This window comes from Kribbella sp. NBC_01245, assembly GCF_036226525.1.
In the GTDB taxonomy this organism is placed as follows: Bacteria; Actinomycetota; Actinomycetes; order Propionibacteriales; family Kribbellaceae; genus Kribbella.
The window spans coordinates 1,155,611-1,173,504 of the sequence record NZ_CP108487.1 but is presented as its reverse complement, the minus strand read 5'-3'; the positions used below and the strand labels follow the sequence as shown (position 1 = coordinate 1,173,504).

The following is a 17,894-nucleotide window of genomic DNA, read 5'->3' as shown; positions in this document are numbered from 1 at the left end:
GGCTGACCTCCTGTGGCCGGTCCCCGACGAGAGTGAGGCTCCACGACCGGAACCCGTGGCCGGTCAGACTCAGGTGTCGGCGTACCGCCGGATGGCATCTGCGGCATCGATCGCGATGTTGGGATCACCTGCCTATGCAAACACTGCTTCGTCCTTCGGTCCGGCGGTAGCGCCATCAAGAGTCTTCGCGTAGTCGCGGACCTGAGGTGACGCCACTGACAGCGAGCCACTGTTCTGGAAGAGACTGATGGTTCTCAGCCTGCCGGTATAGACCCATCGGATGTAAGTGCTCTTCGCCGGAGTCGACGGTTGCAGCCCGCCGCCAGAAGGGAACCTGTGAGTATGTTGCGAATCGGTTGGCGAAAATGGACAGAACGATTGCTGTGAAAGGATTTCACGTTGCCCCCTTGGACACTTGCTAGCTGAGCCAAGGGCGAAAATTGCTATCTATCTCCCCGATCGATTCCGCCCGAAGAGCATCGGCTTGGACACGGGTCACCCTCAATGTCGCTGAGGGTGACCTGGCTGTAGACAAGCCGCAGTTTCGGGAGTGCAATGGAGACTGTCCGTGAGGGGGGCCGAATGGATGAGTCACGAGACGACCGATTAACGGTCGAACTTCTGCCTGCGCGTCATGGGGACGCGATCCTGCTGACCTGGGGTGGTGCCGCGGAACGGCACCGGATGCTCGTCGACGCGGGTCCGGCGTGGGCATACAAAGACGTGAGCGCGAGGATGCGCGAGGTCGCGGCCGAGGGGAAGCTGGACCTGCTGGTACTGACGCACGTCGACGCCGACCATGTCGAGGGCACGATCAAGCTGGTCAACGACGCCGACCTTCCGCTGCAGATCGACCAGGTGTGGCACAACAGCTGGGATCAGCTCGGCGACTACCTCGATGCCGTCCATGGAGAGATCCTGTCCGCCATCATCAAGCGCCGCGGCATCGACTGGAACAAGGCGTTCGGGGGCGACGCGGTGGTCGCGCCGCCAGATGCCCCGCTGCCAGTGGACAAGCTGCCAGGTGGGTTGCGGCTGACGTTGCTCGCCCCGGCGCCGGAGGAACTCAACCGGCTCGCCGAGGTTTGGGTCGAGACCTGCCGGGAGGAAGGGCTTGACCTTCAAACACTCGAATCGGAGGAAGGCGCGCTGGCCGCTTTCGCCAAGCGCAGCAGGAGGTTGCACACACCAGGCGACGAGTGGCTGGGGCCGGAGGAGCTCGATCCCGATCAGCTCGCGGCCGATCGCACCGGCACCGACAGGTCGGTCGCGAACGCGAGCAGCATCGTCCTCCTCGCCGAGTACAAGGGCGTCCGCGTCCTGCTGGCCGGAGACGCCACACCCGGCGAGCTGATCCCCGCCGTACGACGACTCATCGCTGAACGCGGTGACGGTGCAGACGTCTTCCCGCTGGACGCATTCAAGCTGCCGCACCACGGCAGCCAGAACAACCTGACCGCCGAGCTGATCGGGCTGCTGCCTGCCCGGCACTACCTGGTCTCCAGCAACGGCAGCTACTTCGGCCATCCGGACGCGCCTGCGATCGCCACAGTTGTGAAGGGCGCGCCAGATGGTGCCGAGCTGGTGTTCAACTACGACACCGAATTCACTAAACCGTGGGACGACGAGTGCCTTCGCAGCCGCTTTGGCTACCGGACCCGATACCGCGGGGATGGCGAGCTCAGTATCGAGGTGGCGATGACGAGCGAGCCGGTGGCATGAGCAGCCAGCGGATCGCCGTCGAGGTCGACGAGGACGGCATGCTCGAGGCACGTGTCGTGGGTGCGAACGCCTTCTCCGGCAAGGTGCCGATGCCTCTCACCGCCGCCGCGGATGACCTCGACGTCCGGCTGATCCGGCTGTTCGAGCGCTGGTTGCAGGTGCGCGGACGCCCGTGGATCCCTGCCGAGATCCGCACGTTCGGCGCGTTGCTGCACCGCGCGTTGTTTCCACCGGAGGTCTGGACCTGGATCCGTAAGGCATCCGAGGGTCACGCGCTGGTCCGGCTCACGCTGACCTTCCCCAGCGAGTCACAACACGCGCGACTCGCGTCCGTGCCTTGGGAGTTCTTGTACCAGCCGGACAAGCAGTTCGAGCAGGGTTGGTTCCTCGCCGGGCAACACGGGTACACGTTGTCGCGCCATATCCCGTCCCGCCGCGGGATCCCCCACCTGGACCCGATCGTGCGGCCCAGGCTACTGGCGATCGTGTCCCAACCGAAAACCGAGCAAAAGGTGGATGCCGACGGCGTGCTCGCCGGCATCCACGACGCCGCCAAGCAGTGCGATCTCGAGCCCGAAGTCGTGTACAGCCCATCGGCCACCGAGCTGGGCGAGATCGTCGCCTCCTGGCAGCCACACCTGGTGCAATTCATGGGTCACGGTCGATACGACCCTGGCCGTGGCGAGGGCCGCTTGGCCTTCGCGGATCCGGGCGGCGAGACCAACTGGGTGCCAGATGCCAGGATGGCCGACCTGCTCGTGTCGCCCAACTGGGTGCCGCGTGCCGTCGTATTGCATGCCTGCGATGGAGGGGCGACCGACTACGAGGCGGGCTTCGCCGGCGTGGCTCCGCAGCTGTGCCGAGCCGGGGTCCAGTGCGTGGTGGCGATGCAATACCCGGTGACCAACAACACCGCCACCAGCTTCAGTACGACGTTCTACCGCGAACTAGCCCGGCGGCAACCGCCCGACGTGGCTGTGCAGACCGCGCGATCCGTGATCGCAGCTCCAGAAATCGGCGCCGGCCTCATCGGCGTACCGGTGGTGTATCTGCACAGCGACGACCCGCTGCTGGCCGAACCGGAGCAGGAGGGGAAGCAGTGAGCCGCTACCAATTCGAGATCCGCGTGTCGGCAACGACGGTCTCCGGTACCTACTCGACTCCGGAGGCAGCTGAGCAGGCGATCGGCCCTGACAAGATCTCCCCTGACCAGCTCCAGATCGACACGATCGGGTTGCTCGAGGATCTGCTCAACAGCTGGGACGTGCTCGACAAGTTGATGAGCGACACGGCCAGGCCGAGTCTCGGCCGAAGCCGGCAGAGCCTTCTCACCGACCGGACGTTCAAGGTACTCGGACGCCACCTGTGGCAGCTGATCCTCGCCGGCAACACTGTCGGACCGGCGTTGAAGGACGCCATCCAGCAGGACCGCAACGGACGCGCGTTGCAGGTGCTCATCTCCTTCGAGGGAACGGACTCCGACACCCTCCGGCTGATGGGGCTGCCCTGGGAGTTCCTCTACTGCCCGCTCGGCTTCTTCGTCGCGGCCCGCGCGAAGCTGGTGCTGAGTAGATATGTCCGGACGACGGAGGAACACAACCTGGATCCGACCAAAGGACCGCTCGAGGTCCGATTCGTCCTCGCGCTGCCGGAGGATGCGGGATTCGGCGACGAGCACATCAGGGTGAACCGGATGATCGACGATCTCCGCAGTCTTGATCAGGTCGGTATCACCGTTGACGAGTGGCCGCCTGACCCGTCTCTGGCCGGCGGCAACCTGGTCAACGAGACGGCGCCGGATGTGATCCATCTGATCGGCGCCTGCCGGGGCGTGCACGGCAACGCGCAGATCTTCTACAGCCTGCCCGGCGAGCGGGCGGACTGGCACACCCCCGGAGCACTGATCGACGCCTTGGTGGAGATGTCCGGTCGCGAGCAGGGCTACGGTTCGGCCACCGGTACCAAGCTGGTCGTTCTGCACCTGTGCGAGTGGATCGGCGACGCGTGTGACCCGAGCGAGAACTTCGAGCGGCTCGCACCGGACTTCATCAATCGGGGCATCCCGGCGGTGCTGGCGATGCAGTACCCCTTGGGAGCCCGGAAGGCACAGGAGACGCTGAAGACCTTCTACCAGGACCTGGCGGAGGGCAAGGCGGTCGGCCAGGCAGTCCAGACCGCGCGAGAGGCCATGCGTGAGAAGAACCATGACATGCGCTGGTTCGGCGCCCCCGCTCTGTACCTGCGGTGTGCGGACGGCCCGGTGCGGATTCCCGACAACGCACCTGTCGGTGCGTTGAGCGGCCCCTCCTTCACCGTCGACAGGCCGATCCGGGAGAGTCCGATCCGGCGGCAGCTGCTCGACGTCGTGCAGACCTGCAACCTGGATGCTGCAAGCAAGCTAGGCCTGGAAAAGTGGGTCGACCGGATCGCCTCGGACGAGGCCAGCCTCGACCGCACACTCCGTGCCCGGATGAAGCTGGAAGTGGACGATTCCTCAAGGGTAGTGGTGTTCCGCAACATGCTGAAGGTAGTGAGCGGCGATGTCCGACGCACTGGATAGTGAGGCACAAGCAGCCCTTTCCGCCGCGGCGGAGCGACTGCAGAAGCTCGACCTGTCCGCGCCGGCCAAGCCGGTCGCGCGGGTGATGGTCGGCGCGCTGCGGCGGCGTAAGCCCGAGGAGATCCGCGAGTCGATTGCCCGCTGGCGACTCGACCTGCGGCAGATCGACGACGTACTGTCCGGCGTCGAGTCCCGAGTGCTGGCCGCGGAGATGGACGCTGCCGCCAGCGACCCTCTCGGGCCGATCTGGTGGCGGTTGCGGATCCTCGAGCTGAGCCGCCATCGGGCCTCCGCCCTCTCGGCTCCAACGTCCCTGTGGGTCAAGACATGGCTGCAGGCATTGGCCGCGGAGCAGTGGACCCGGTGCGACGAGGTGATCGCTCTTCCGGGGGCCACGGACCTCGAGGCCAAGCTCGCCGATCCGATGACCCGGCTCACCGCGGCCATGCGCGACGACGAGGTCTGGAACGTGCCCGACGCGGCCGGTGAACTGCTCGACGCCGACCTCCCATCTGAGGCAAGGGTCAAGCTCGGCGTGCTGCGAGCCCGCGCCCTTCTCTACTGGTTTGCCGATCACGACGGCGCCGGGCAGGTAGCGGCCGAGACCCTCCGCGTCGCGCCACGAGCCAGGCGAGCCGAGGAAGTATCAAGCCTGGAGGGCCTCGCGATCGCTGTGGAAGCGGAGGTCCGGATCGAGCAGGGTGAGCTCGGCACGGCCGACCAGCTACTGGGCCGAGCTCTGAAGGCCGCGGAACCCGCTCTCGACGCCTACCTGGCCGCCGCGTCGCTCGCCATGGCGAAGGACAACCCGAGCCTCGCCAACGACCTGTACGACGAAGCGATTGCTCGTTTCACCACCGCAGCCGCGATCCGGAACCGGGTCGACCTCACCAAATCGCAATTGCTGCGCCCGGTCCCGGCCAATCTGTTGTGGCGGCTATCGCGCAAGGCCAACGATCCTGAGGCCGCACTCGCCCTGCTGGACCGGGCCATCGACCGGGGCATCCTCGGCGTCGGACCCCAACCGGCGCGCGAAGCGCTGAGCGAGAAGGCCGAACTCCTGAAGCGCACGGATAGCCCCGCGGCCGGCGCGGCCTACCATGCCGCGGGCGTCGCGTTCTCCGAATCCGGCGCACCGGGCCGAGCGCGTGAGTTGCTGAAGGAGGCATGCCAGCTCGCTCCTGAGGCCGCGGAGCACCACTGGTCGTACGCCGACGCGCTTCGGGAGCAGGCAGTAGACGCCGACGGGGTCGTCGACGCCAAGGCGATCCAAGCGGCGGCGAAGCACCTTGCAGCCGGCTTCGAGCTCAGAATGCCGAAGCGGAGCGAGGCGTGGGTCCTGCTGTCGGCGGCGCTGATCGCCTACTACCGCAAGCGGGTGTGGCCAGACGATGACCAAGACCCGTCGCTGCTGTGCGAGCGGGCCTTGCTGCTGGACCCCGAAAGCCAGGTCGCACCTGGATTCCTCGCCACCTTCCTGCGCCTCGCGGGACTGCCGAGGCAGGCGCTCGAGGCCGCGACGGAAGGCCTCCAAAGTGGCCACGGCCACCCCTACACCGCCGCTCGCCAGGTTGGCGCGAAGCTCGATCTCGACGACTACGAGGGCGCGTTGGCCGACGCGACAAAGTCGTTGGCAATCTGGCCGGACTACGTCGACCTGATCCTTCAGCAGGCACTTGCCTTTATCCGGCTGGAGCAGTACTCCGAAGCGCTGGGAGTCCTGATCGGCGAAGACGAACGCTTGACCTATCTGCGCGCCGGTTGCTTGTCCCTGTTGGAGAACCCAGCCGGAGCCCGGGCCGAAGCTCGCGCCTCCTGGAAGGACCGCGACACGCTCACCTCGAGCGCGGTGGCGGCCTGGTCCGCATTCCAGTGCGGCGAGCTGAACGACGCCATCGCTCTCCAGACCGACCTGCTCGAACGATCGCCCGCGGACTCGGCCTTTCGACGGGACCTCGGCCAGATGTTGCTTGCCCGAGGCAACGATGAAGAAGAGCTGAACGAGGGCGAACGGCTGCTGCGGGAAGGGATCGCCTCCACGCCGACGGTTCACGACCTGGTGCACATGAAGACGATGGAGTTCGAGCTGTTGCGCCAGATCCTCCCGGCCGGGCGGTCGCTGCCGGTCCTGGACGACCTGGCCCGCGCGGCCGACGAGCGGATCGGCGAACTGCGGTCTGTCACACGTCAGGACGATGATCCGTCGGAGCTGGCTGCCCAGGCGCGGACCGCCATGTCCAGCTGGGATCCGGAGACCGCGCTCGACCTGTACGAGCGTCTGTGTCGAGATCACCAAGTTCCGGAGGCTCGACTCGGGCTGGAGCGGGCCGCGCAGGCACTGCTCGACCGTGGCGACCGAAAGGTCCACGACGACGGCGACCTCGCGTCGGCCAACGCCGACTGGCGCCGGCTGGCGCAGGTGGTCGACCTCTTGGATGTCGACAGCACGGTTCACGGCGACCTGACCGCTCGGCTGGCTTTCGCCGGGGTCGAATTGGAGGAAACGCCACTACCAACGACAGTTGCCGCTCTCGCTCGTCGCGACGAGGACGACAACCCGTCGGTGCTCGAGCAGGTCTTCCAGGTCTTCGCCCGCGACGTACCGTCCTGGTGGACGCACCGCGACGCACTGGTTGACTGCGCCAAGGCCACAGAGGAGAAGGCCGAGCTCACCCGGGTGATCGAGCGGCTGCCGATGGACAGCGTGTACCGGCTGCGCCGCGACGCCGTACCCGAGCCCGAAATGCTCCCGTTCGTATCGCCGATCGACGCCCGGCTCGATGCCGAGCACGCCTACTTGCGGGACAACGTCTGGCTGGGCCAGGCGATCGGCGGCTTGCGCGCGGACCTGATCCGGACCATGGGAGTCCAGATACCCGGTGTCCGGATCAAACACGTTGATCCGGCGCAACGCTCGGCCACGGTTCGGCTGTACGACCAGGTCATGGCGAGGAGCCAACTTGATCAGGACGCAGGCGTCGCGGCCGTCGAGCTCCACGAGATGCTCGAGTGTACGGTGCGCGCTCAGCTCTACCGGCTGATCGTCGTAGACGACATCCCGCTGTGGTTGCGGGATTGGGACCCGACCGGATCGGTGCCGGACGGTCTCGAACCACCGACGCCCGGCGCCCGGCTGCGCGTCGCGCGAGTGCTCAGGTTGCTGCTCCGCGAGCACGTGCCAGTGGTCGACCGGAAGCTCATCCTGGAGGGTTGCCTGGAGACCGAGAACTCCACGATGGCCCACGGTCCAATGGACACACTGCGCGTGGTCAGGAGACGGCTCGGAGCTCACCGGCTCGGTCTCGAGCGCGGAACAGCACCGCTCGCACTACCGGCCGAGCTGGAGCAGCAGGCCGCGACCGGGCTGAACCCGGACGGCAGCTGGGCCTGGTCGATGAATCGTGAGCCGGCGGCCAGGTTGATCGCCGATCTTCGCGACTGGCTCGACACCCAGCCGGCTGCGCGGGGAGTGGTACCGATCGAGGTCGCCGACCATCGCTTGCGTCCGTTCGTGTGGCGGCTGCTCGCCACCGAGGCTGCGAGGATCCGGATCCTCGCAGCGGAGGAGTTGCCATGACCGAGTTGGTACGCGAGCTCCTCCGGGCGATGAAGGGAAAGAGCGTCCCGGACAGCGATCCGGTCGCTGAGCTGCCTCCGGCCAAGGCTCTCCTCCCGATCGAGCTCCGCGTACCGGCAGGTCGGCAGAACTGGGGCATCGTTGAACGGCTGATCGAGGATCTGCTGTCGCAGCGGATGACGATGCTCGACGTACAGATCGATCCGGACGTGCGCGTACAGCCCGGCGCAGGTTCCACCGTGGACCTCGCCATCGGCGGCCGACCCGTTGCCGTCGGCATCGACCCCGGCCTGCACGCCAATCCGGACAAACTGGTCTCCGAGATCGATCAGCGGTTACGGCGTCGGCTCTCCTTGCTGCTGGGCGATTCGCCGGACCCGGTTTCGGCGTACGTCGTTGACCACGGCTTCGCCGTACAGCCGGTTAGTCCGAGTACGCCGCCCGGCCTCGACTCGCGAATCGCCGCAGCGCCCGAGGTCTCCGCCGAGGAGCTCGGCGAACGCGTGCTCGCCACTTGCACGCCACAACTCAAGCTCGAAGTCGCGGCGAAGACACTGAGCAACGCGGAACGGACGCCCGAGGCCGTGTCCTCGCTACGACGGGCGCTGTTCGAGCGGAAGGGCATCCTGTTCCCCGACTTGGGATTGGAGCCGACCTCGGGCCGGCCCGGCACCGTCTGGCTGACGGCGAACGATATCCGCGTCGGTCCGTTCGACGTCGGCGAGGACGCGGGCTGGAACGATGTCGTCGACAAGGCGCTCAGGCCCTTCCTCCTCCACCAGGCGGCATGGTTCGTCTGGAACCTCGACATCAAACGGGCATTCGAGGAACTCGAATTCACCCTGCCGGACCTGGGCGCAACGTTTCTCGAGTGTTATCCGCGGCAATACATGCTGACGGCCTGCGTCCGGAACTTCGTCCGCGAAGGCCGCCCGGTCCGCAACCTGCCGCGCATCTTGTGGCTGCTGCTCGAGATCGGCGGCGCCGGCATCGGGTCGGAGAAGGTCTCGTTCTCGGAAAACCCCTTGCTGCGCGACCCCAGCACGCCGCCCAATGCCCAGCGTGACCCGTCCATTGTCGCCGCGCGCGTTCGCAAGTGTCTCGCGGAAGAGTCCTGGCGAATGGGCGTGCAGATCATGAAGAACCCGGTGCGTATCCCTGCCCAGGTGGAGTCCGTGCTAGTCGACGCAAGCGGTCCGGAGGCGCTGGCCGCAGCGGAGTGGGCAGCCGTCGAGGCGGCCGCCGGGTACGCCGCTGACACGACGGTGGTGACGTCATCGGTGCAAGCGATCGCGCCGCTCCACAAGGCACTGCGGGCCCTGCCACACCGGCTCAAGGTCATCGCCGCGCAGGAGCTACCGCCCGACCAGGTGGTGGGCTTCTGATCCATCGAGTGCCTGGTCGGGGAACGGGAAGCCGTCCGGTGGCTCGGCGCCGATCGCGGGTCGATGGCGCATCGCGGCGTCACAAACCGCGTAGCCCCAGTTCACCAACTGCTGGCGCCGTACGAGCGGCAACGCCTTCAACCGGGTCGGCGTACGGGCGATGGCGGCCGTCACGTCAGGCTGGCAGGGCAGTGTGCCCGCTACGTCGTACCGATCGATCGGTGTTCGGATCCCCCAGTAAGCACCGCCGTACTCGCCCCGGCGGTAGCCGTCCACCAGCGCCCGCGAGCGCTGGGCGCGGACCTCACGATCGAGCACGAACATCACCCGGACCATGGCACGCGGCCAGTCGACCGGTATCCGCCGCTGCTTCTTCAGCTCACCGCCACCATCGCTGACCAGGATGACTTCGCTGTTTTCGATCACAGGTTGCAGGCCGAGGTTGTCGTAGACCCCGCCGTCGGACAGGACGACCCGGCGACGGAACTGTTCCATTCCGGGCATGTTCCAGTCGGGTTCCCAGTCCGTGGCGGGCACCCGGAGGACGGTCGGTGACAACACCGGCGGGAAGGCCGACGAGGCGGCAACGGCCAGTGCGAGCGGCGTCGTCGGATTCGCCACCCCGCCGACCTGCCAATCACGCATGGACCTCTTGGTGAACCGCCACAGCGAACCGGTCTGCAGATTCGTCGCGGTGATGACGAAGCGGGGGCTGTCGGGGAGATCTTGCAGGGTGGCGTCGCCGAACAGGCGCCGCGCGTAGGCGGCCTGAATCCGGCTGCTCACCGTGATCCGCGGCAGCAACACACCGGCGAGAACGGCCGGTACGTCGATCGTGTGGCCGGCCAGCTCGATCAGCGGATCGATCACCTGCGCACGCAGATCGCTCGCAATTTCGTCTTGCCATCCCAGTCCGGACCACCGCAGACCGAGCAGGCCCGCTGTGATCGAACCACCCGAGACGCTCGATACCCGCTTGAGCCCAGCCAGCTGGCCGAGTTCGTTGAGACGCCACAACGCGCCCGCATGGAACAACATCGCGCGATACCCACCACCAGACAGGCACAACGCCGTACCCGCATGCGGTTGATCAACCTGCATCTCTCCCCCTCGTTCCCCGCGGTCCCCACCCGGAACGACGTTTCCAGTCTGCGTCCGTACAGGCTGGCTGTCCATTGCCGCGCAGGTTGGGCTACGAGGGATTGACGCTGGCCGACTCCGCTGCCCAGAGCCAGCGGGTGGCGTCGCGGTCAAGGCTGACCCTGTAGAACGTCCCCGGCGGCGATCCCCCGCCGCCGAACGAACCCACCAGCACGCCGAAAATCACGAGCGGCAGCAGCAAGATCCGAACCAGCATCGCCCACGGCGCCCAGAAGCCCAGCCGGCCACCGTCCTTCAGCCGGACGAGCTGCGTACCGGTCAGCACAGCGCCAAGGACCCGGCCGTTGCCGTAGAACAACCCGTACACCAGGGGAACCCCGAACAGCAGCCCAATCAGGCCGAGCAGCAACGTGTCATTGCCGGGATCCATCAGCGCGAGGGCAACGAACCCGATCCCCATGCCGAACACGCACACCACGAAGTCCACCAGCCACGCGAAAAGCCGGGTCCACTCCCCCGCGCGCACATACCTTCGCCCGTCACCCAACGGCGCGACTCGCTTGGCGATCTGCGGCCCCAGCACATTCACCGGGTCTATATACATACTCATGCGATCCGCTCTATCGACAGCTCGGGGCCTTCGGCAACTAAGCTAGGCCTCGCCACCGACATCGTGCTGCCCGTACCTCCACCCGTACTCCGAGGCTCGTTGCTCGTGCAGCTAGGCGATGCCCCAGAAGTGTGCGATGTGGACGGCCGCACAGAGGTTCACATCGAGGATGTACGGCGCGGGGACGCCACACTGGTCGGCTCCCGCGCCAGGATCGGTCGGTCCACTGCTCCATCAGCTCTGTGAGGTTGCGATAGGCAACCGTGTAGTCGGCTGTACCGTGCCCGATCGAGACCTTCGGCCACCGGCCAGCGCTACCCGCCCCCGCGCGCACCTTGTCGCCCCATTGCCGCGGCGACAGATCGGCGCCCGGATTCTGACAGCCGAACGCCTGCGCGAGCGAGGTCGCGCAGCGATACGGCAACCCAGCCACAACAGCGCCACCGGCGAACACCTCTGGGTACGTCACCAGCATCACGGCGGCCATCGAACCACCTGCCGACAGACCCGTGACGAACACCCGTTCAGCATCCGAACCCAGATCGCTAACCATCCGGTCGGCCATCTGCTTGATGGACAAGGCCTCCCCGGAACCCCGCGCCGTATCCGCCTGCTCGAACCAGTTGAAACATTTGCTCGCATTGTTGGCCGACTGCTGCTGCGGCAGAACCAGCGAAAATCCCGCCTGCTGCGCGAGAGCGACCCAACCCGGCTCGTCGTCGTACGCGGCCGCAGACTGAGTACAACCATGCAAGGCCACCACCACCGGGCGCCCCTCCCCGAGACCAGGCGGGACGTAGCGGAACATCCTCAGACCCCCGGATTCGACCCAAAACCCGTGACCTCCTCCAGACTCGCAGCTTCCGCGTGGGTCGCAGGGACGGTGAGCCCACAGATCAGCGCAGTAGCGAAGAACATTGCTACGAATGGACGGAGATTCATCAGCCACACCTCCGGGACGGTTCCTTCCAACCGAAGATGACACGCCTTGCCCACCCCGACCATGTCCCCGCAACCCACAAACCCCGTCCGCCCAGTGTGTCCTCGATGCGGCACGCAGGTCACCTTGGCCGACTGTGACCATCAGTAGTTGCGAGCTCGAGCGATGCTCAGACATTGAGCTCTACGCGTGTGGTACAGCTCCGCTAGATCGCCCCGATCCGCTGTATCCAGCACCAGCTTCATGTCCCCCAACTCGTCGACCATCGCCCGGATCTCGGTGCTCGTCAGACGTGCCGTCGGCTGTAACGAATCAATACCAGCTTCCGCCGCGCGCTTCTCCGCGACAGCAGCGTTGTACTGGCTCGTCAGCGCCTCCGGATCCCAGCCCGCCTCCAGCGCATTCTGCAGTCTTCGCATGGTCGACTCGGCCGCTGTTAGCCGCTGCCTGAACGCCGCCTCAGCGGTCTCCGCCGGGTCGAGCTCGCCATGAGCGTCGGCCAGAATTGCAACAGTCTCATCAAGATTCTCCGGACTGAACAGGGGTCAGGATCAGGTCCCGGTTCGACTCCCCCGCCGTCACCGCGACGGTCCAGAAATCGCCGCGACGGCGTTGGCGCTCTTGAGGTCGTCCTTGGCCCATCGCTGGACATGAGGCCGGGCGAGCCGCAGGGGCCCCTGAGTAGTGGTGATCGCGGTCCACAGCTGGCTTTGGCCGGAGAGCAGCAGATCGGGGTTCCAGGCCTGGTTTGCGGCCTCCTCCCCCAGCGCGCAGCGAAGCAGCGACTGGTAGGTGGTGGTCGGCGTGCCGCCGGCATAGCTCACAACCTGACCGAAACGGCCGAGTGTTCGCGACGAACGGCATATTCGGCCATGGCTGAAGGTCCTTGTCAGTCGCTGCCGCGGTCGCAATCCTAGGCGCTGCCCTGGCCGTCAGTGCCATCCTGGACCGGGGCGGCAGTGAACGACGGGGAGAGGCGCGGGTGACAGAGATTCGGCTGCTGGGCCAGGTCGAGGTGTGGGCCGACGGCGCGGAACTCGACGTCGGGTCTGCCAAGCCGCGACTGGTGCTCGCTGCGCTCGCCGTGGCACCAGGGCGGGTAGTGCCCACCGAGGTGATCGTCGATCGGGTTTGGGGCGACCATCCGCCCAACCAACCCGCTGCGACCCTGTATCCGTATCTCAGCTCGCTCAGGCGTGCACTGCGCGATACCGGCATCGGGCTTACGCGCCGCGGCGGCGGCTACGTTCTCGACGTACCGGAGACCGCTGTCGACGCGGTCCGTTTCGCCCAGGGCCTGATCAGGGCCAAGGAGCGGGAGGCGGCAACCGCCGATCTACGGGAAGCGATCGGGTTGTGGCGTGGTGTTCCGCTCTCGGGCCTGGACAGCTCCTGGGCAGCGCGTTACCGCGAATCGCTTTCGAATGATCGCCTGTCCGCCTGGCTACTGCTCGCCGAGCGGATGGACGCTTCGGGTGCGCTCGGCGAGTTGTCGGACGACCTTGCGCTGCTGATCGGCGACTACCCGCTGTCCGAACCCCTTTGCAGCTTCGTGATCCGCGCCCTCGTCTGCACGGGCCGTCGCGCCGAGGCACTCAGGTGTTACGCCCAGCTCCGTGAGCGGTTGATCGACGAGCTCGGGGTGGAGCCGAGCGAAGAGTTGCAGTCACTCCATCTGGCCATTCTCCGCCGCGAATCGAAGGTGGCAGGTCGTCGGCAGTACCCGACCGCCCGGGACGTGCCGCGGCAACTACCCCCGATCACCCGGCATTTCGCCGGCCGGGATGCCGAGCTGACGAACCTCGATACGATGCTCGCCGCCGGCGAGGACGCTTCGGCCGTCGTGATCTCCGCCATCGCGGGAACTGCTGGCATCGGTAAGACGACTCTCGCGCTGCACTGGGCGCACCGGGTCGCAGACCGGTTTCCGGACGGTCAGCTCTTCGTCGAGTTGCACGGTTTCGATCCGACCGGCAAGCCGACGGCTCCGGCCGAGGCGGTCCGCGCCTGCCTCGATGCTCTCGGCGCCCACCCGGATCGGGTGCCGCAGGGACTCGAGGAACAGGTGGCACTGTTTCGCAGTCTCACCGCCGATCGTCGGCTGCTGATGGTTCTCGACAACGCCCGGGACGCCGAGCAGGTGCGTCCGCTGATCCCGGCGGCACAGGGGAGCGTCGTACTGGTGACCAGCCGCAACCACCTGACCGGATTGATCGCCGAGTTCGGCGCGCACTCGATCACGCTGGATCTGCTCAGTCCCGCGGATGCCGAGACGCTGTTGTCCGAGCGGATCGGCTCGGACCGGGTGGCCACGGAGCCTGCCGCTGCGGCAACCCTGGCCCAGCAGTGCAACTACCTGCCGCTCGCGCTGTCGGTGCTGGCCGCGGAGGCGGCGCAAACGCCGGAGCTTTCGCTTGCGACGCTGGCCGACCAGCTCGCCGACGGCAGGCATCGGCTGGATCGGCTGGACACCGCCGATCCGATGACCTCGGTACGCACGGTGCTGTCCTGGTCGTACGACGCACAGGATCCCGCGGCGCAGCGATTGTTCGGATTACTCGGCCTGCATCCCGGTCCTGACATCTCCGTTTCGGCAGCAGCGAGTCTGGCAGGGAGCGGCCGGACGGAAACGGCATTGGTGCTTCGCCGACTGTGCCGAGCCACCCTGCTCAGCAACTCCGGCCCGGACCGGCACTCTCACCATGACCTGCTGCGCGCCTATGCCGGCGAGGTTGCCGCAGAGATATCTCCGGCCGACCGGGACACCGCACTACGACGCGTCCTCGACCACTACCTCCATACCGCGTACCGCGCGGTCGGCCATCTCAATCCGAGCCGAGACGTGTTCGCGCTCGATCCGCCGTTAACCGGCGTGCAGCCCGACGACCCCGTGAACAGCAGCTCGGCGCTCGACTGGTTCGCCGCCGAACTCTCGGTCCTGGTCAGATTGGTCGATGTGGCCGCAGGCGCGGCGTTTCCGGCCCACTGCTGGCAGCTCGCAGACCTGGTCGCCAGGTATCTCGGTCGCCAGGGGCGCTGTGACGATGCGATCGCCGTCGAGCAGGTCGGTCTGGCGGCGGCGCAGACACTCGACGATCCGGGCGCCATGGGCCTGATTCATCGCGGCCTCGCCTACTACTGTGCGCGGACTGGCCGACATGCCGAGGGCCGGGAGCACATCCATCGCGCACTCGAGCTGGCTCGTGCGTCCGGCGACCGACTTCGCCTGGCCTACGCCCTGGGTGTCGGCGGATTCGTGATGGCCCAGCGTCCGCGTTACCGGAGTGCGCTCGCCTACGCGGAGAACTCCCTCGCGCTCTACGAGGCGGAGGGATCCCGGCCCGGACAGCTCCGGACGCTCGTATCCATCGGCTGGTACCTGGCACAGCTCGGTGAGATGGACGACGCAATCGTTTGTTCGCGCCGGGCCCTGGAGATCGCTGACGAATCCGGCGATCTCAAGGCGCAGGCCGCCGCGCACGACACACTCGGCTATCTGAACCGCCGGCGAGGTCAGCATGACGAGGCCATTCGCGCCTACCAGCAGGCGGTTCAGCTGTTCGGCACGATCGACGACAGGTTCTACGTGGCCACCGGACTACAGAGACTCGGTGACGTCCAGGCGGAAGCGGGTGACCTGACCGCCGCACGCGAGACCTGGGCGCGCGCGTTGGTGGTCTTCGAGGAGCTCGGGCACCCGCTCGCCGAACAACTGCGCGACAAACTGAACTCGTCAGAGCACAGCTGATCAGCGGTGCTCTTCGATCCGCAGATGGACGGGGTTCCCGCCGGCGTTGCAGGAGAACCCCGTCCTCGCGGCCGGCGAGCGTTAGGGAGCGCAGGGGACTCCGTGCGCAGCGGTCGTCATCTCGTCGAAGAACACCGCCCCGCTCGGGTTGCGCCACTTGTACCAGCCTGCGGCGCGGAACTGTGCGACACCACCCTGGCCGGCACAAGTCCTCCAGCCGGTGGCAGCGACGTCATAGGTGTACTCGAATTTCTCCTCCGTGGTGACGGCGACGTCCACCCACCTGCCGACCGCCCGGTTGTACATCTGGAGTTTCACCCACCTGACGTCGACGCCGAAGTCGGTGCCGCCGGCGACATCGCGGATGGTGGCGAGGGCCCTGACGTTGCCACCGTCCACCTCGAGTTTGATACAGGTGCTGACGGCTTCACCGTGGCACCAGCCCGCGTCTGTGGTAGCCGCCGAGGCGGGCTGCGCTCCGGCTGTCAGGGCGGTCGCGCCGGTCAGCAGCGCGATTGTGGCGAGGCGAGAAATTCGGCTCATATGAAGGCATCCTCCGTCGAGTAGGTCAGCGCTTCGGTGGCGACCGTGGGCCGTCCCGGTGCTGATGTCGCCGCAAGTCTGCTGACTCCGCCTTCGGAGAACCTTCGGAGAACCTTGACCCCAGATCTGGTCCGGGACAGCGCGGAGACGACCGGCCTGGTTGCAGGGATCCCAGGCAATTCCGGTACGTCGGCGAACTTCGAGTCCTAGAGTGCGGGGGTGGATCTTTCACATCTGCTGACCACGACACGCTCGTGCACCGGTGGGTCGAGGGAAAGAAGTTGCCCGAAGCACCGGTCCGTCGAGGAATGAGAAGTTCGAGTGGCAGTGCAGTTCGGCGTACGGCGTCACCGGCCCGGCCGGACGGGATGGGAGTTCCTCCACCGGCGGCACGTACGGGCCTCGGTGCTGACTCCAGGCGGGGCTGTCGCCGCCGTCTTTACTGAACTTAGCTTCGGTGCAGAGTCGCTCGCTTGGTCGAGCCGTGCCTGACAGCTTCTGCTCGAGTTTCGACCAGGGAATCGGCGGATTGCTGTACCCCACCCGGCACCTCCCCGTTGTCGCTGCTGCAAGCACCCCAGCAATCTCGAATGTATACTAGAACATACGTTCGACATTCGATTGCGACGAAATGGAGAAGTGGAGGTTAGGTCAACTTTCAGCTGGGACCTTGGGCTGTTGCGCAGTATCGGTGGGCCTGGGTCGATGGTCCCCAGGAGTGGCTCAGGCTTCCTCTGCACTACAGATCAGCGACGACTCCAGTGGTATGGCGTTAGAGGGCGCAAGCGTCCTGCGAGCAACCGCGCGGTCCGGCCAGGGGCTGAGAGCCCGGTGTCTATACCTTGCTCGCGACCACCATGTAGTTCTCGGCCTCAAGATCGAACGTGCTCACTTCCGTCCGGAGTCCGACCCGGTGCAGCTCGACTTCGAGTTCCTCGTACCGGTAGGGCCAGCAGGACAGCAGTTCTGAGCGGACAAGAACCAACCCAGTCGCATCAACTTGCGCGATCGCAATCTCGATGTGGTGCTCCTCCTCCCAATGCGGCGCAATCTCCCAGCGGTAGACCACGACGGCATCGCGACCGTTCCGGCGGACGAGTCGGTCACTGATGTCGAGCCGGGAACCTCTGGCCCTCACGAGTTCCCAAGTGCGGGATGTGAGTACCAAGCGCCCGCCAGGGCGCAGAAGGCGTGACATCGACTCCAGAGCAGCACCCCTGCCTGTCGCGCCCGCGGCATGGTGAAGCGAGTTGCCAACGCAGAACACCATGTCGAACGTGTCGTCCTCCAAATGGTCAGGCAACTCTTCCCAGTTCGCCCGCACGGCCCGGACGGATGCCCCGAACTCCTCAGACAACTCTGCAGTCCGACGAACCATCGCTTCGCTGGCGTCAGTTGCGACAACCTGCATGCCACGACCGGCGAGGCCAACCGCCAACTGTCCGGTTCCGCACGAACAGTCGAGGACGTGAGCGTTCGACGGCAGGAGACTGAGGACGTCATCGAACGACGCAGCGAACTCGGCTGGAGGCAACTTTGCATCTGAGATGAGCCATTCGTACACCTCGGCAAGCACGTCATAATCCGTCACAACCACTACCTCCGTCACGCGGCAGACTCACGGTGGGACGTCAGTCCATCAGCGGAGCGAGCCGGGCACCAATGGTTTTCGCAAGGACAACCCGTCCGCGCATGCCCGCGGATAGCG

Annotated in this window: 13 protein-coding genes and 1 pseudogene; 6 read left to right on the top strand and 8 right to left on the bottom strand. The window is 66.4% G+C overall.

Annotated features, from left to right (window positions below):
* Positions 1 to 582 precede the first annotated feature (582 nt).
* Genes OG394_RS04970 through OG394_RS04950 form a run of 5 tightly spaced genes read left to right on the top strand, consistent with a single transcriptional unit; the run spans position 583 to position 9,244 of the window.
* Positions 583 to 1,722: a ComEC/Rec2 family competence protein gene (locus OG394_RS04970; protein WP_328993685.1), complete on the top strand. Its 1,140-nt coding sequence runs from the start codon at positions 583 to 585 to the stop codon at positions 1,720 to 1,722.
* On the top strand, positions 1,719 to 2,825 hold the full coding sequence (locus OG394_RS04965) for a CHAT domain-containing protein (protein ID WP_328993684.1): 1,107 nt from the start codon (positions 1,719 to 1,721) through the stop codon (positions 2,823 to 2,825). The genes OG394_RS04970 and OG394_RS04965 overlap by 4 nt, the downstream gene beginning before the upstream one ends.
* Positions 2,822 to 4,282 carry a CHAT domain-containing protein gene (locus OG394_RS04960; protein ID WP_328993683.1) on the top strand — a complete coding sequence of 487 codons (1,461 nt, stop codon included), beginning with the start codon at positions 2,822 to 2,824 and terminating at the stop codon, positions 4,280 to 4,282. The genes OG394_RS04965 and OG394_RS04960 overlap by 4 nt, the downstream gene beginning before the upstream one ends.
* Positions 4,263 to 7,859 carry a hypothetical protein gene (locus OG394_RS04955; protein ID WP_328993682.1) on the top strand — a complete coding sequence of 1,199 codons (3,597 nt, stop codon included), beginning with the start codon at positions 4,263 to 4,265 and terminating at the stop codon, positions 7,857 to 7,859. Before OG394_RS04960 ends, OG394_RS04955 begins: the two co-directional genes overlap by 20 nt.
* Positions 7,856 to 9,244, top strand: coding sequence for a hypothetical protein (locus OG394_RS04950; protein ID WP_328993681.1), 1,389 nt, complete (start codon positions 7,856 to 7,858; stop codon positions 9,242 to 9,244). The genes OG394_RS04955 and OG394_RS04950 overlap by 4 nt, the downstream gene beginning before the upstream one ends.
* Here the strand turns inward: OG394_RS04950 and OG394_RS04945 are convergent.
* The 5 genes from OG394_RS04945 to OG394_RS04925 all read right to left on the bottom strand — a co-directional run bounded on the left by OG394_RS04945 (position 9,215) and on the right by OG394_RS04925 (position 12,719).
* Complete coding sequence (locus OG394_RS04945; RefSeq protein WP_328993680.1) at positions 9,215 to 10,345, bottom strand: patatin-like phospholipase family protein; 1,131 nt, start codon at positions 10,343 to 10,345, stop codon at positions 9,215 to 9,217. The genes OG394_RS04950 and OG394_RS04945 overlap by 30 nt on opposite strands.
* A 91-nt stretch (positions 10,346 to 10,436) precedes the next feature.
* Positions 10,437 to 10,955, bottom strand: a complete 519-nt coding sequence (locus OG394_RS04940; protein WP_328993679.1) for an RDD family protein — start codon at positions 10,953 to 10,955, stop codon at positions 10,437 to 10,439.
* Positions 10,956 to 10,992: 37 nt separating this feature from the next.
* Positions 10,993 to 12,039 (bottom strand): extracellular catalytic domain type 1 short-chain-length polyhydroxyalkanoate depolymerase, encoded by a 1,047-nt coding sequence (locus OG394_RS04935; RefSeq protein ID WP_442914297.1) that lies wholly within the window; start codon positions 12,037 to 12,039, stop codon positions 10,993 to 10,995.
* Positions 12,039 to 12,314: a hypothetical protein gene (locus OG394_RS04930; RefSeq protein WP_328993677.1), complete on the bottom strand. Its 276-nt coding sequence runs from the start codon at positions 12,312 to 12,314 to the stop codon at positions 12,039 to 12,041. The genes OG394_RS04935 and OG394_RS04930 overlap by 1 nt, the downstream gene beginning before the upstream one ends.
* A gap of 159 nt (positions 12,315 to 12,473) precedes the next feature.
* The gene (locus tag OG394_RS04925) at positions 12,474 to 12,719 is read right to left on the bottom strand and encodes a hypothetical protein (protein ID WP_328993676.1); all 246 of its coding nucleotides are present in this window, start codon (positions 12,717 to 12,719) and stop codon (positions 12,474 to 12,476) included.
* Between the two features lie 158 nt (positions 12,720 to 12,877).
* Here OG394_RS04925 and OG394_RS04920 point away from each other — a divergent pair, with 158 nt between their 5' ends.
* Positions 12,878 to 15,643, top strand: a complete 2,766-nt coding sequence (locus OG394_RS04920; RefSeq protein ID WP_328993675.1) for an AfsR/SARP family transcriptional regulator — start codon at positions 12,878 to 12,880, stop codon at positions 15,641 to 15,643.
* Between the two features lie 81 nt (positions 15,644 to 15,724).
* On the opposite strand, the gene OG394_RS04915 is transcribed toward OG394_RS04920, so the two are convergent.
* The 3 genes and pseudogenes from OG394_RS04915 to OG394_RS04910 form a co-directional block, all read right to left on the bottom strand.
* Positions 15,725 to 16,186 (bottom strand): hypothetical protein, encoded by a 462-nt coding sequence (locus OG394_RS04915; RefSeq protein WP_328993674.1) that lies wholly within the window; start codon positions 16,184 to 16,186, stop codon positions 15,725 to 15,727.
* A 297-nt stretch (positions 16,187 to 16,483) separates the two neighbouring features.
* Positions 16,484 to 16,729: pseudogene (locus OG394_RS40020) on the bottom strand (hypothetical protein); the annotation flags it as partial.
* Between the two features lie 292 nt (positions 16,730 to 17,021).
* Positions 17,022 to 17,777, bottom strand: a complete 756-nt coding sequence (locus OG394_RS04910; RefSeq protein ID WP_328993673.1) for a class I SAM-dependent methyltransferase — start codon at positions 17,775 to 17,777, stop codon at positions 17,022 to 17,024.
* Positions 17,778 to 17,894: the final 117 nt, after the last annotated feature.

Bases quoted from the DNA above. Each gene is read 5' to 3' on its own strand.
- OG394_RS04970 (WP_328993685.1), top strand. From the start codon at position 583: ATGGATGAGTCACGAGACGACCGATTAACGGTCGAACTTCTGCCTGCG.
- OG394_RS04965 (WP_328993684.1), top strand. From the start codon at position 1,719: ATGAGCAGCCAGCGGATCGCCGTCGAGGTCGACGAGGACGGCATGCTC.
- OG394_RS04955 (WP_328993682.1), top strand. From the start codon at position 4,263: ATGTCCGACGCACTGGATAGTGAGGCACAAGCAGCCCTTTCCGCCGCG.
- OG394_RS04950 (WP_328993681.1), top strand. From the start codon at position 7,856: ATGACCGAGTTGGTACGCGAGCTCCTCCGGGCGATGAAGGGAAAGAGC.
- OG394_RS04945 (WP_328993680.1), bottom strand. From the start codon at position 10,345: ATGCAGGTTGATCAACCGCATGCGGGTACGGCGTTGTGCCTGTCTGGT.
- OG394_RS04940 (WP_328993679.1), bottom strand. From the start codon at position 10,955: ATGAGTATGTATATAGACCCGGTGAATGTGCTGGGGCCGCAGATCGCC.
- OG394_RS04935 (WP_442914297.1), bottom strand. From the start codon at position 12,039: ATGGTCACAGTCGGCCAAGGTGACCTGCGTGCCGCATCGAGGACACAC.
- OG394_RS04930 (WP_328993677.1), bottom strand. From the start codon at position 12,314: ATGCGAAGACTGCAGAATGCGCTGGAGGCGGGCTGGGATCCGGAGGCG.
- OG394_RS04915 (WP_328993674.1), bottom strand. From the start codon at position 16,186: ATGAGCCGAATTTCTCGCCTCGCCACAATCGCGCTGCTGACCGGCGCG.